General features: G+C 44.5%; 10 protein-coding genes. 9 read left to right on the top strand and 1 reads right to left on the bottom strand.

The window, feature by feature from the left end:
* The first annotated feature begins 13 nt into the window (after positions 1 to 13).
* The 5 genes from ACTHMC_RS24165 to ACTHMC_RS24145 all read left to right on the top strand — a co-directional run bounded on the left by ACTHMC_RS24165 (position 14) and on the right by ACTHMC_RS24145 (position 8029).
* Positions 14 to 847: a DUF4974 domain-containing protein gene (locus ACTHMC_RS24165; protein ID WP_440417164.1), complete on the top strand. Its 834-nt coding sequence runs from the start codon at positions 14 to 16 to the stop codon at positions 845 to 847.
* 264 nt (positions 848 to 1111) lie between these two features.
* A complete protein-coding gene (locus ACTHMC_RS24160) occupies positions 1112 to 1684 on the top strand; it encodes an RNA polymerase sigma factor (RefSeq protein WP_440417163.1) in 573 nt (190 codons plus the stop codon).
* Positions 1685 to 1796: 112 nt separating this feature from the next.
* A complete protein-coding gene (locus ACTHMC_RS24155; protein WP_440417162.1) occupies positions 1797 to 2837 on the top strand; it encodes a FecR family protein in 1041 nt (346 codons plus the stop codon).
* Between the two features lie 416 nt (positions 2838 to 3253).
* On the top strand, positions 3254 to 6586 hold the full coding sequence (locus ACTHMC_RS24150; RefSeq protein ID WP_440417161.1) for a SusC/RagA family TonB-linked outer membrane protein: 3333 nt from the start codon (positions 3254 to 3256) through the stop codon (positions 6584 to 6586).
* A 12-nt stretch (positions 6587 to 6598) separates the two neighbouring features.
* Complete coding sequence (locus ACTHMC_RS24145) at positions 6599 to 8029, top strand: RagB/SusD family nutrient uptake outer membrane protein (protein WP_440417159.1); 1431 nt, start codon at positions 6599 to 6601, stop codon at positions 8027 to 8029.
* Positions 8030 to 8060: 31 nt separating this feature from the next.
* On the opposite strand, the gene ACTHMC_RS24140 is transcribed toward ACTHMC_RS24145, so the two are convergent.
* Positions 8061 to 8363 (bottom strand): hypothetical protein, encoded by a 303-nt coding sequence (locus ACTHMC_RS24140; protein ID WP_440417157.1) that lies wholly within the window; start codon positions 8361 to 8363, stop codon positions 8061 to 8063.
* Positions 8364 to 8677: 314 nt separating this feature from the next.
* On the opposite strand from ACTHMC_RS24140, the gene ACTHMC_RS24135 reads away from it, so the two are divergent.
* The 4 genes from ACTHMC_RS24135 to ACTHMC_RS24120 form a co-directional block, all read left to right on the top strand.
* Positions 8678 to 9430, top strand: a complete 753-nt coding sequence (locus tag ACTHMC_RS24135) for a caspase family protein (protein WP_440417156.1) — start codon at positions 8678 to 8680, stop codon at positions 9428 to 9430.
* A 281-nt stretch (positions 9431 to 9711) separates the two neighbouring features.
* The gene (locus ACTHMC_RS24130; RefSeq protein WP_440417154.1) at positions 9712 to 10284 is read left to right on the top strand and encodes a sigma-70 family RNA polymerase sigma factor; all 573 of its coding nucleotides are present in this window, start codon (positions 9712 to 9714) and stop codon (positions 10282 to 10284) included.
* A gap of 88 nt (positions 10285 to 10372) precedes the next feature.
* Positions 10373 to 11458: a FecR family protein gene (locus ACTHMC_RS24125; protein WP_440417153.1), complete on the top strand. Its 1086-nt coding sequence runs from the start codon at positions 10373 to 10375 to the stop codon at positions 11456 to 11458.
* Between the two features lie 168 nt (positions 11459 to 11626).
* The coding region (locus ACTHMC_RS24120) for a SusC/RagA family TonB-linked outer membrane protein (RefSeq protein ID WP_440417152.1) at positions 11627 to 14930 on the top strand (3304 nt) is incomplete at its 3' end.

The following is a 14930-nucleotide window of genomic DNA, read 5'->3' as shown; positions in this document are numbered from 1 at the left end:
CAAACTGTGCTATATGGACAATAATTTTGAAGCTTATAAGCTGATACGTTCCAAAGTACTTGAGAACCAGATCCTTCTTCCTGAAGAACAGGCCCTTTGGGAGGAATGGAAATTAAAATACGGAGAGTTGATGGCTCCAACGCTGGAGCTCAACGAGGTGGCTGCCACGCTGAAGTACATGGAAAGCACTTCGTGCTTCCGTGACTTTTTTGAACAGGTGAAACAGCGTGCCAGCCTGGAACTTGCCATCCACCAACTGCCGGGCCAGGAAGTCACCCCTCCATGCGCTGCTGAGCTACCAAACATATGTGCCGATCAGCCAACCAGTTTTTGGTTGAGAAAGCCATTCCGTATTGCTATTTCCATCACCACCCTGGTAATGATCGCCGGGGTGTTCCTGGTGCTGAAACCTGAGGGCTCTCATGGTGCAGGCGCCCTGCAGCCGGGCACCAGACGCGATCACAGGCTAACCACTCCCAATCAGCAGTCACTGGTCACCGTCAATAAATCTCCTGCGCGTTTATTTCAACCGGCAAATGAAACAGTTAATAATAACCAAGAACGGTTTATCTTTTTCCTCCGCAGCTTTGCTGAAATAAAACCATCGTTAGAACACTGGTACAGGGTTACCATCGTTTTCCGGAATTTTAATAAGGCGGACAGCAGTTACAGGCATACGCTGGACGTATCGAAGGATCTCCCATTGGCCCGGCTGTTGAAAAGAATGGAAAAGTCCGGACGGTTCAGGTTCCACCCCAGGAAAACGGAATTCCAGAAAGGCGATACTGTCTGGATCACCAGTGATACATACCCGCTGAATGACAAGACCTGCCTCATAATCAATTGATTCAACATTCAATGTATGCTTTCCAAAAAACAAAAACCGATCATTTCTTCATTTTCGGTTATTACTTACCGTTAATTCCCATCTTTTTATAAAATAAACTTTCAAAAAAGCTCCCGGATTATTAGGGCGAAACGGGGCTGATCCCGTTATAATATAAACCAGATTCTGCGGGTACCAAAGCCCTGGAGTATTACGGGAAACCGTAATTAGTCCGGTAACTGCGGTCAGATTCAATCCCGCGCTGACATTAAAACATATAATCCGATGCAACAGAACCCGCTCTCGTCCGGAGAGCCAGGCCCTGATAGGTTTTTGGAAGACCTGTTTAAACGGTATTATAATCCGATGATGGCTTATGCCTATACTACACTTAAAGATGAAGCGCTGGCTGAAGACATAGTCATTGATTCATTTCTGAAAGTACAAAAAGCACGCCCCCATTTAGCCGCTGTCAAAGATATCAGGAGTTACCTGTTCATTACAGTCCGTAACGGCTGCTTCCGGGCGTTTACTGAAAGAAAGATCAGGGATAATTATCTGAACGATGTAGCAGCACAGCCTCCCACCTACACAGAAATAGAAATCTTCCTGCACGAAAGCCTCCAGATAGAGGACTGGGTGGAACAGGTACTTTCATTGCTCACTCCTTCTGAGAAAAAGATCATAAAGATGTCTTTCCTGGAAGGCAAATCTGTAAAAGATATCGCGGAAGAACTGAACAGGTCAGAGAACGGTGTAGCCGCGGAGAAGTCCAGGGCCCTGAAGAAACTCCGCGATAACAATAAGAACCTCCCTAAAGGGCTGTCCATCTTACTGATAGCGCTTATTCAGTCATAGGGACCAGCACTTTTTTTAGAAAAAAACAGAAAAGCTGTATAAGAAAATGAAAGATTTTCACTCTTTACATATAAAGGGAATAAACTCCATGGGAAATGAACATCTCCAATTCTTGAATGTCCGCTTCAAAATACATGAAGGTGTAGCCTTACAGCCGGAAGAGCAGGATCTGATGGAGAAATGGTTGCAAAAGACCGGTATGCCGGAGAAAGTGGAAATGAGCCCTGAGAAAATGGAAGCGGTTCTTTTTGTATTAAAGAACCGGATGACAGCTGCACAGTTTGCGGAAAAGCTCGCACAGCGGGAAAAGGAAAAAGCAGCTGCAGCCTATAAAAACACAGAGCCTGAAACAAAAGTTTCAGAAGAAACTGTTCCTTACAAAAAAATCAGCCTGCGCCCCGGTCATCTGGCCCTGGCCGCCGCTGTATTGTGCGCCATCTACCTCGGCATCATCACCATCAGGACTTACCTCCAGAAAGAGCAGGTACAGGAGATGGTGAAAAGAGAGATCGTTCAAACAAGGAGTAAAGAAATAAAGTCGGGCGTTTTGCCGGACGGATCCAAATACTGGGTCAATGCTTCTTCCACTATCAGCTTCCCATCCAGGTTCGATGGAACCCGGGAAGTGGAGCTCAACGGAGAAGCATATTTTGAAGTCAGGCCTGTTGCGGGGCAACCGTTTATCGTATCCTCAAAAGGTCAGAAAATACAGGTGCTGGGAACCGAGTTCAATGTATCTGCCTATCAGGATGATACAGTGATCAGAACCACCGTGCTCGGTGGATCTGTACTGGTGGAAGCATTGAATAAAAAACAGCTACTGCAGAGCAGGCAGCAATCCGTACTGAATGCATCAGCGCTGACCGTGCTCCCGGTTGCAAGACCGGAGGATGCAGTGGCGTGGAAAAGGGATTCCTTTTCTTTCAAGCAGGCTTACATCACTGAAATAGCAGCGCAACTATCGCGCTACTATGAAGTAAAAATGGAATTTTCAAGCGGCGTGAACAACGACCTGTACACACTGGCGAATTTCAGCAGGAAAGAACCGATCACCAGGATCCTGCACATGATCGAAAGCACCAATAACATAACATTCGACATTCCGAATTCACCTGTGAAAAAAGGAGATGTGATCATCATCCGCAAAAAATAACGGACCTTATTCTTTTCGATATACGCACTTCACTTTCAACTTTATCCAAGAGGCTGGTTAAGGACTCTGACACTACTCCACACAGTAGCAGGTCAATACCCTGACCAAATCCAATATCCTGGAACGAACCTCAAGTTCATTTTATCCCCCGGCATTCAAACCTTGTGCCGGTGGCTTATCCTTTTGGAAGTTACATTATCCATTGAACCTTCATTTGTCCTATTCAATCAGCCGGCAGCATCGTGGGGTGCCCGGCAAAACACCTTCTATTATTGAACTGCATCCCGGCCGGGGTCTGGTTTGATTGCAGTGCATGACCTAGTATCCAACAGGTCCTGCTCTCTGTAATCTTCTATCGTGGCCAGGACAGAAACTGTGATTATTACCCTTATTGTAAAAAGCCAAAACTAATTACAATGATCATCCTTTCATTCAAACCAACCATGCTGGCTGCCCTGCTTGTGTTTTTATGCACAGCAGGCAGCAGCCAGGAATTGAAACGGGACACATCGAAGGTCATTTACTTTATTGATCCCCATCCTAAAGTAAGGAAACTGCTGCTTTCCATTGAAAAGCAATCCGGCTTCAGTTTCAATTTCAACCATGAGAACATACACACGGAAGCCACTATCATCCTTCCCAATTCAAGCCTTAGCGTTAATGTACTGGTGCATCTCATCGCTGTTCACTTCAATGTTTCCGTAAAATTCGAGGACAGTTATATCGTATTCGTAAAGAAAGACGCCACAGAAGCACCCGGCGTTCCCGAGCAGACCGGCTGGGTGTTTGATGAAGAGCAAAATCCTATTTCAGCAGTCAGCATCAGGGTGCTCGATGCTTCAGGGTCACCCGGTATATCTGGCTCCGACGGAAGTTTCAAATACCTGTACGATCCCAAACATAATCAGCTTGAATTCAGCAAGCCCGGTTATCAAACCAAAGAGGTCAGCCCGGAAAAATACATGCCCCTGAGCGTGATCATGAAAAGAGCTGCCAATCAAATGACGGAAGTGATCGTGCCAGGAATTGCCACCACCCGCACAAACAGCGTGGGCGCCGTTGCAAGTATTGAAGGAAGAGGCCTGCCAACCGGGTACAACAACAACCTCTTCAGTGGCCTACAGGGAAAAACACCGGGATTACTCATCACTGACGCCAGTGGTGCGCCGGGCAGTACGGTCAAGATCCTGATCCGCGGACAGCAATCCATCGGGTTGCTTGCCGGGTTTGCCAATCTTCCTGCAAACAATCCGCTCATTCTGGTGAATGGCGTGATCTGGCCCACTGCCAATCAACCCCTCAACAGGCTCAGGTCCATGCTGGGTGATCCGGAGATCTTCGGACAGCAGAATGGCCTTGGCAACCTCAACTGCATCAACCCCGCAGATATTGAAAAAATAGAAATTTACAAGGATGCAGACGCCACCGCTATTTATGGTACGCGTGGCGCACATGGTGTGATCAGCATCTGGACGAAAAAAGGAGATGTTGGCGGCGCCCTCAGATACAATATCAAAGCAATGCGTGGACTCGCTTTCAGCGCCTTCCGCCCCAGGCTGATGAATACTGAACAGTATGCGGCCATGAGACGGGATGCCATCATCAACGGTGGATTGCCAGTGGACGCCAGCACGGCGCCGGATCTTTTTCTCTGGCCTTTGGACAGGAACACCAACTGGGCAGATTATATGATCGGGAATACCGCCAGAACACAACAGTACTATTTCTCCGCCAGTGGCGGCATCGGTAAACAGTTCAGCGTCTATTGCGGCGCAGGCTTCCAGGAGGAGAGTTCAGTGCTACCTCTGAAACTGTCGAACAAAATGGGCACCTTCCATGTAAATGCATTTTACAGTCCGGGGAAGAAGTCCAGCACGCAATTCTCTTTCCTGGCAAGCCATTCCCAAAACCAGCAACCCGCCATCGATCCGATGGTTTCTCTGATCAGGCTCGCGCCCAATGCGCCTGCCGTCACAGATGCACAGGGCAAGTATGTATATGAAGAGAACGGACTGGAGTTTACCAATATCCGCGCCCAGTTGCTGAACTGGAATGAAGCAAAGACATTCACCATTCATGCCAGTCTGTATTCCGAATATGCACTGGCAAAAAGGTTCTTCCTCAAGATCAGGCTGGGGCTGAACAATATTCAACTGAATGAGAACAGTTTCTACCCTATCCAGGCATATCATCCGAAGTCCGGCATGACCGGCACCGTTGAAACTGCCAGTTCCACTTATATGAGCACTTACGCGGATCCGCAGTTGCAGTATATCGATTCAAGCCGTTCGATCAAAACCATCACCGTCACATTGGGGGCCACCTATCAGTCGAGGAACGACAACTGGAATAGTATCCACCTCGGCGGCTTTCCCAGCGATAACCTGATGGGAGAACCTAGCGCTGCCACTTCCACGCAGCGGGATGGCAATGAAAACGTCTACCGTTATGCAGCTTTGTACGGAGGATTCAGGCTGACCCTTCAGGAAAAATACATTTTCAATATCACCGGCCGGATCGATGGCTCCAGTAATCTCAGTCCGGAGAACAGGTTCGCTGCATTCGGCGCCATCGGCGCCGGCTGGATCTTCAGCAATACCACCTGGATGAAGGACCATGCACCTTTCATCACCTTTGGTAAACTGCGCGCCAGTATCGGCACAACTGGAAACGACAATGCGGGTGGAGCAAGTTATAAAGACAAATACAAACTGCAGACAGATGCCATACCCTATGGTGGTATCATCGCCATTAATCCGGTGAGCCTGGCCAACCTGGCATTGGGCTGGGAACAGAACCTGAAAAGAGAGTTCGCGCTCGACCTTGAAACGGATGCCGGTGTATCGCTGACATTCGCCTGGTACCATAATATCACTTCACGTCAATTGGTGGGGGTAAGTATTCCTGCGCAGGTGGGTTATACACATCTCAGCGGGGTCAATCATTCGGCAAAGGTGCTGAACAGCGGATTGGAGTTATGGGTGGATGTGTACAGGAAAATTTTCAAGCGTATCAAATGGTCTTCTGAATTATCGCTTACACTTCCCCGTAACCGGTTGAAGGAATTTGCCAACCTGGAGACATCTCTGTACAATCGCTCTTTAGTGATCGGAAAATCATTGACGGAGCAGCAGGCCTTTCTCTTCAAAGGAGTGAACCCCACCACTGGTCTCAGCGAATTCATCAATATTGCCGGGGACGTTAATATCACGAAACCGGAAGACATGACAAGTATCGGCAATTTAGATCCTGCTATTTACGGAGGATGGAACAACAAACTCACTTATGGACAATTTGAACTGAGTTTTCTGATAGAAGGAAAGGTGCAGAACAATATCAATCCGAAATATTTTGGATACCTCTACCAGCCAGGTAATAGCAATCCGGAATGGCTGACCAATCAATCAGTGGCATTTGTGGATCGCTGGAGACTGCCTGGAGATGTATCCGGCAATCAGAAGGTGTCAATATCGCAGGATCCGGCATTTCTCCAACCTACTGAACAATTAATGGCCTCAAATAAAATGCTGGTAGATGGATCTTATTTGCGTATCCGTTATCTGGGCTTTAGCTGGACTGCACCGAGGCACTGGTCTAAACGGTTCTCCCTGTCCACTTTGAAATTATATCTGCGCATGCAGAACATTGTAACCATCACTGGCTATTCCGGTAGTGACCCAACCATTCAATCACCTTTAGCGATGCCATCAGTCAGGTCTTTTTTAGCCGGCCTGGAGATCGGCTTTTAAATCATACAACTCATGAAACCAGATAATATTTCCAATACGATCCTTACTTCCGTTATGTTCCTATTACTCTTAACAGGCTGCAGCAAGCTGATAGAGACAGGAAAGAGCTCCAGGGACCTGAGCAGCGAAGACGTGTTTGCCAGTGATCAATCGGCCACGGCGGTTATGATAAATACGTACCGGGATATGATGGATGCCATTGATTATGCTAACGGCAATACTACCCGCCATTCAGGGCTGTACAGTGATGAACTGCAGCGGCCGGGTGCCGCGCCAACTGATGTTGATGCGCCATGGTTCAATAGCAATGTGCTTCCATCCGATAAAACATTACAGAAATTCTGGAGTAAGCCCTATGATTATATTTTCCAGTGCAATAATATCCTGGAGAATATTGTCAACAACAATCGCTTAAGTGATACATTGAAAGCAAGACTGGAGGGTGAGGCAAGATTCCTGCGTGCCTTTCATTATTTCCACCTGGTCAACTTTTTTGGTGCTGTGCCTGCCATCACCGTAACGGATTACAGGGTCAACCTGGGCAAGGGCCGGGAGCCAGTGCAGGAGATCTGGAAACTGATCATCGATGATCTTACTGTGGCGGAGAACCTCTTGCCTGATAATATCAATACAACAGACAAATCATTACAAGTTGGAATTCGCGCCAGCAAATGGGCAGCTAAAGCTTTACTGGCGCGCGTTTACCTGTATCAGAAAAACTGGGAGCAGGCAGAACAATATGCGTCAAAAGTATTGAGCTCCCGTGCCTATCAGTTGGAAACAAGCCTGAACAATGTATTTTTGATCAATAGCAAGGAAGTGATCTTTCAATTGCAGCCAATTAAGAACCAGAACAATTCCGCTGAAGCCACTTTCTTTATTCCTGCTGGCAGTGGAGCTCCTCAACTGGTGATCAGGGAAGGATTGTACAACAGCTTTGAAACCGTAGACCAACGTAGAAAATCATGGTTGGGAACATATGTAACTGGAGCTAAGAATTACTATTATCCGAACAAATACAAAACACGCAGTTCCACTCCAGCAAAAGAATACAATGTGGTATTGCGATATGCAGAGCTTTGGCTGATCCGCGCGGAGGCACGTGCACAGTTGGGCAAATTATACGGAGCAGGATCTGCATCATCTGATGTCAATACGATCAGGCAAAGAGCGGGCTGCGCTTCGTTACCTGAAGGACTTACACAGCAGCAGATGTTGCAGCGCATCGAACAGGAACGAAGAGTTGAGCTGTTTGCAGAATGGGGACACCGTTGGTTCGATCTAAAACGCACAGCAGCATTCAACAATCCCGGAGAGACCAGGGCTGAAGAAGTTATGAGAACACTGAAGCCGGGCTTTACAATGCACCAGTTATTGCTTCCTGTGCCGGATATAGAAAGAACCCGGAATATCAACCTGGATCAAAATCCGGGTTATAATTGAACCCCACGGTTTTATGCCAGTTAAACTATAATTACCACATATTACTATAGATCTGCGCGCTGATGGTAGGTGAATAATAACCCCATACTACAGGCAACAGTCCAATACCTGGAACATTGCTCCAGGTGTAATCGGGATATAAATTTCTCATGCGGTTTATTTCCGCTGCCACGCCACTTACGGTGCCGGTTGGATCCGTCATGCCCGAATCATAATACCAGGTGAACAGGACTTTTCCATCAGCTTCATTACGGAAAACCTTATTAGCCGGTGCACCACTTTGGATGACGAGGCTGATTGATACAAGGATCAGGAGGGAAAGAATCTTCTTCATAATAGAAGGTTTAAGTGTGTATGTAAAATTAGAGAACACAAATAGTCCACTGTTCGCATCATGGCAGCGATGCGATCAGGAAATACATATAGAAGATTCAAAAGGGTATGGCAGACGGAACGATAATATAAAGACACTTGAAAAAGGTAAAAGGACAGTTCTTAAAATAATTGCAAGAAGTGTAAAAGGAACATGTTGAAGCTATGGATGATCCCAAAAAAATGGAAATGCCCCCAGGTTTACTTTGCCTCCTTTCTTTAGTATAGAAAATAGTGAACGTGACAATTTTGACACCAACCTAAATTTTTCATGCGATGAAAAAGGTACTCTATTTTATACTTTCCATTCAAACTGCTTTTGCACAGGTTCAAAGGCAGGCATCGGAGAAGATAGCTGTTGTGATCGGGGTTTCCAACTACGAAGCAGTTACTCCTTTAAAAAACTGTCTGAACGATGCTAATGATCTTACCCAGAAACTGACCAAGCTGGGATTTAACGTAGTGCTATTATTGGACCCTGATGTGAAAACAGTGCGTCAGAAACTGGACAGTTTAAAAAAGAAACTACAACCATCCGATACATTCCTATTCTTTTTCTCGGGACATGGTATTGAATATAATGGAGAGAATTATTTCTTCATGAAAAACTCAGCTCCTACATCCGATAAGAATATTCCGGAAGAAACGGTTGCGCTAAATGACGTGTTAGGGGTTATAAAATTTGCCAGGACAAAAACAGGTATAATAATCCTGGATGCCTGCAGAAGCAATCCTTTTGTTGAAAAATGGCGATCCTTTCAATCTAATAAAGGATTGAAAGACGTAGATACGCCGGCAGGCGTATTTATAGGGTATGCAGCGGCGCCGGGGAAAGCAGCTTCAGGAGGGATACGCAATAATAGCCTGTATACGGAGGCCTTACTAAAATTCATTGAGATCAGAGGGATATCAATTGACCAGTTATTTACAAAAATCAATAAGGAAGTAAGAATTACTAGCGATGGCAAACAGATACCCCATAAAAGCAGCTCTTTAGAAGAGGAATTCTTTTTCAACGTCAATCCCTGATCTAACAGTTATCTATATATGAAGTTTCATAAAATAAACTATTTTTTGAAATAACTCTTCAAACTGAGCAGGAGTAAAGACTTCACGATTTCTTCGTATATCGGTTAACGATATGCGAAGAAATATATCCATAATATATTTCCATTTTTTTTAGGCGTAAAAAAATACACAGCAGTTATTTTTCTGAACGCAGCACAATCCTAATGATCCTTCGCAATTGCAACAAGGCGATACCCATTACGAATGAGTAATGTAGGACATTAAAACTAAAACCATGCTTTATGCCCGATAAAAACGATCCGCCGGAAGCCAGGCAGCTGAATGAGGATATGATTTATTTACATGACCAGTTCAGTGAATCGCAGATATTCAGCCTTATCAAAAAACAAGTACCCAGAAAAATAGCGGAAGATATAGTTTATAAAGCTCTTCTTGCAATCAGGCTTCGCGCCAGGGAATATGAGTCCAAAGAGCACCTAAGAAACTATTTCTTTAAGTCAGTTAACAATGGCTATAAGGATCATATCAAAAAGAGCCTGCAGTTACCGATTGATGTAGTTGATATAGACAATTATGAAGATACTCAAAATACCAGGCTCCTTTTGTTCAACGGAGTCAGAACGGCGCGGGAAGCAATAGAATGGTTACTGTTACATGTAACCAAATCAGACAGGCGAATACTCAGGTTATATTACCTGGAAGGTAAAACCCTTGATGAGATCGCTGAAATCATAGGTACGACTAAAGGAAGTGTCAAGTCTCAAAAATCCACTGCCATTAAAAAACTGAAGATCAAATTCCCAAGACTGACGGAAGAGTTACTCTTATTCATCCTTGGGGCTTTCCTTGTTTAACCTGGTTGGTTTTTTATCAATTTAATTGAAACACAGTATAACATTCGAGTACATCCTGGTATAACTATCAGGAATCAAAACAGGCTAAATGGAAAACGAAAAAAATCAACTGATCCTTATTCAGATCAAGATCCTGGAAGGACAACCCTTGCTTCCCGCAGAGGAAGAACAGTGGAAACAATGGGAAGAACGATCAGCCTCAGTTAAAGAACTGGAGATGGATATCCCTGATATTGTGCTCCTTATGGACCTTCATGAGCATCATCTTCCAGCGGATGAACTGCTGAAAAGACTTGACGAGGATGCTATGAAATATGAATTGATAGATGATGTTTTGGTCAAAAAAGAAGAGAAGCCCCCAAATCAGGCCAATCTCGCTCCAAAAATCAATTGTATCATCAGAAACAAGCGATGGTTAAATGTTGCCGCTGCGGTTTTACTACCGGCTATTTTACTGCTTGCTTATGTATTCTTTCGGAAAGGTTCCGAATCGCTTCCTGAGTCAATGTTGAATGCCAGTACTCAAATTGGAGAAACCCTGAACATTTCATGGTCAGATAATCCTTCAAAGATAAAGTTGAACAACATATCAGAGATCTATTACCCTGAGTCGCTAAACGGAGATTCGAATAGGATACAGCTATCAGGGGAGGCCTATTTCGACATAGCAAAACGGACAGGTAAGCGGCCACTGATCGTCAGTGCCGGTTTCATGAATATAGAAGTGATTGGCACCCGGTTCAATGTTGCAGCTTACAAAGAGGACTCTGTCATCAAAGTAACGCTCGATGAAGGGGAAATATGGATTTCAAATGGGAAACAAAGGACGAAGCTTACAGCACCAGTTTGCGCCTTCGTATACCGTGACAGCATCCCAGTGGTTACCCAGATTCAGCCGGGGAAAGGAGTTGCCTGGATCGATGGCATTTTCTCCTATTCAAAAATGCCGCTTCCAGAAATTATGAAAGAGCTGAAGCGATTGTATGGTATTTCCGCTACATACGAAAAATTCAGTGAAGAGTGGAAAAATATTCAATACTCAGTCCCGTATTCCAGGAAAGAATCCATAATGGTTATCCTGGACAGGCTTGAAAGAATGGGCTATTTCGAGTACCAACCCAAGGGAAAAGAATTCAAATCCGGAGACACTATCAGATTTATCAGAAAACCTTGATCCTGATTCAGCTTCTTAAAATATAATATCCTCAGAAGATCAGCATTTGCCATTAAACCTCCTATTGATAATTTCCAACGCCGGTATGCCAGGGGTGGCCGGCCTCCTGTCCTGAAAAGGTAGATTAACCCGGAAACTGTATAGAGGTTTAATTGTAAATTATCTCAAATGAGGAAAATTTTAAGAAAGCAATTCTTGATACCTTCTTTATTATTTCTTTCTCAGGCTGAAGTATTTGGCCAGCATCTTCAGGCAAAAGATACCATTAAGACGGTGTTGCTGATGAATAACAAGTTCAGACTCGCAGATCTGGCCAAAACTATAAAAGATCAAACCCAATGGCTGCTTGTTTTTTCATATCTGGATATAGATGCAGAAAGGGTATTTTATTTCAGGGCAAGCGAATTATCAGTAGGTCGCATTATAAATCAGATAGCTGATACATTCGGAGTCAGCTATTCTGTTGCCAATAATGCCATCGTATTCAAACGAAAAACAAAGGCTGTTGCATATCAGGGAACAGTAGTGAACACCAAAGGGCAGGCCTTGAGTGGAGTTATCGTTTATGATTATTACTCACAGAAAAATTCTGTCCGCTCGAACAGGAATGGCCGCTTTCGTTTCGGATATAGTATAATGGGAAAGCGCCTTGTACTGACACACAAGAATTTTGAAACGCAATTGTTCGATGTAAGGAATAATGATACATTCCAGGTAGTGATGAAACCTGCATGGAAAGAAAGCCTGGTAACAGTTGAAGTAACAGCTCCCAAAAACGCGAGCAACAGGAATTCAATATCCAGGCAAACTTTTACTCCGGGCACATTGTATCAGGGCATTCGGGAAAACGGGAGTACTCAGGTTCAGAATAAGGTTCCAGGCGTATTGATCATGAATACAAATGGAGGTTCAGGGAGCCCGTCAAGACTAAAGTTACGTGGTCAGACAAACATTGGACTGGAACCTGGGTACATAAACCTTCCGGAGAGCAATATCCTTTTTCTTGTAGACAGCACCATCTGGGATGGTCCCACAGCAACTACGCGCAGACTCAGTTATATATCAGGAAACACAGGAAGAATAGGGAATACAAATCCTCTTGAAACATTGAATCCTGCAGATATAGAAAACATTGAGTTCCTCGTGAATGCGGATGCCACTTCTAAATATGGGAGTCTTGCATCAAATAATATAGTCAGCATTCACACTAAAAAAGGAAGGCCTGGGGACGCCATTAATTTTACCTTTTACGGATCTACAGGTTTCGCCGAAGCAGCCACGAGGATCCGGCTTATGAATACACAGCAATATTTTGGCGCCAGAAGAGAGGCTCTTTTCAATGACGGCTTACAGGCAGACTCAATCAACGCATCAGAACTCATATTCTGGCCTGCTGACAGATATACAGATTGGTATAAGTTTCTTACGGGCAATACAGCTCAGGTACAAAGATATTATGGCTCGCTAAAAAGCCGTATTGGTAAAAAGTCCGGCGCCTACATTGGCATAGGCTACAACAGGGAAACAACGGTTCTTGCCCTGAATCGTTGCAGTCATAATGTTACACTACAGGCGAATGTGAATCATATATTCAGCAAAAAATCATTGCTGCAGACCTCCCTTTCTATGATCTATGGCATCAACCAACTGCCAGCCAATAATCCTATTCCACTTTCTTTCCTTTCCCCCAATGCGCCTTTCCCAACAGACGACAGCGGAAAACTTATTCATTCAGACAATGGCTTGAATACACTAAATATCATAGAAGAACTTCAAGATGATTATATAGAGCGAAAGCTGGTTGTGCGGGGTGCTCTCAAATATGAACAAAAGATCCTGAGAGGGCTTTCTTTTTTGACAAGACTGACAGTGAACAAAAACATTCTGAATGAAGTCACACGGTTTCCTGTACGTTATTATCCAACACCAACTGCGGGATCAAGCGAATCATCCCTCACGAATAAGACCACGCTGATTTTAGAAAAAGAACTGAATTTCTATGATACAAGCAGGAAACAAAACATCATCTTCATTCAGCTGGCATCTACCCTGTTGCAGGAATACAATGGCTGGACTACCAACAGCTACGAAGGTTATGCCAGTAATGAGAATCTGGGAGATCCTACAGTTGCAACTACTATTATTACCGCTGGCAGGAAAAGCAAATACCATTATGCCGGTTTATCCGGATCATTCAATATTCTGATGCAGAACATGTATTCCCTGAATTTTACTATAAGATATAATGGATCGAGCAGGTTCAATGCAGCAAACCAGTCCGGATTCTCGGGAGCAGTGGGCGGCTCCATTCCATTTACAAAATCTAAATGGATAGCCAGAAAACTTCCGTTTCTGGATTACGGGAAGTTGCATCTCAGTTCAGGTATCATACTTAGCGACTATGTTGAAAACGGTAGAAATCAAACCACTTATGCGTATGCAACGGACGGAAGCAGGTACAACAATAAAACTCCGCTAATTATCAGTCAGTACGCAAATCCATCACTTACCTGGGAAAAGACCTACAAGAATGATATCGGCATCGAGCTGTGGTTCAGGAATTTCATTTTCCTGAATGCTACCTGGTATCGGAACGTAACTACCAATCAGTTCATTTCCGCTTTATACCCAAAATTTACAGGATTGCAGTCGCCGGCTATCATCAATCATAATGCAGAAGTACTCAATACTGGCTTTGAACTTTCAATAGGCATAAATAAAGCATCCAGGAAAGGTAACAGGTCTTTTAGTTCCAGGATATCGGCAACTACACACCGGAATCGTGTACAGCGCTTTCCCGGCCTGGAAAATTCTCTGTACAAAAATACAATCCGCCTGAACAGTTCATTGTCATCGCAACCGGTGTTATTGAGTAAAGGAGTGGATCCGGAAACCGGCAAACATGAATTTGTAGACATCAATGGAGATGGGAAAATCAGTAAGCCGGAGGATCTCGTACCTGGCCCCGACATGGATCCACTGTTATTTGGCGGTTGGCAGAATAAGTTCTGTTTCAAGGGTTGGGAATTTGAAGTTTTTATAGATGGAATGATTCAGAAAGCGTTGAATCCAAAAATGGCTCCTTTTCAAAGCCTGCCTGGCTCTTTCCGGCCGGATATCCTTACCAACCTTTATACATTTTATGAGGAGCGCTGGAAAAAAGAGGGAGATATTTCATCCAATCAGCGCATGTCTGCAACCGGTGCTGGCGGAGCCTTACAATCCTTCAATAATGAGCTGAGTTCAGAGAATGCTCTTGTAGATGGAAGTTTCGCACGACTGAGGCTTATAAGCGTAGGATATAAATTTCCACGAGAGCTATCCAGGACCCTTCGCGTGAAGCAGGTAATGGTTTATCTGCGGGCACAGAACCTTTGTTTGCTTACAAAATACAAAGATGGAGATCCTACACAATTAGACTCATTTGCCATTCCTTCTTCCAAATCTTTATCAGTCGGATTTTCAATCAATT

It is taken from the genome of Pseudobacter sp., from assembly GCF_051955275.1.
GTDB lineage: Bacteria > Bacteroidota > Bacteroidia > Chitinophagales > Chitinophagaceae > Pseudobacter.
This window is presented reverse-complemented; position numbering and strand designations above follow the sequence as displayed.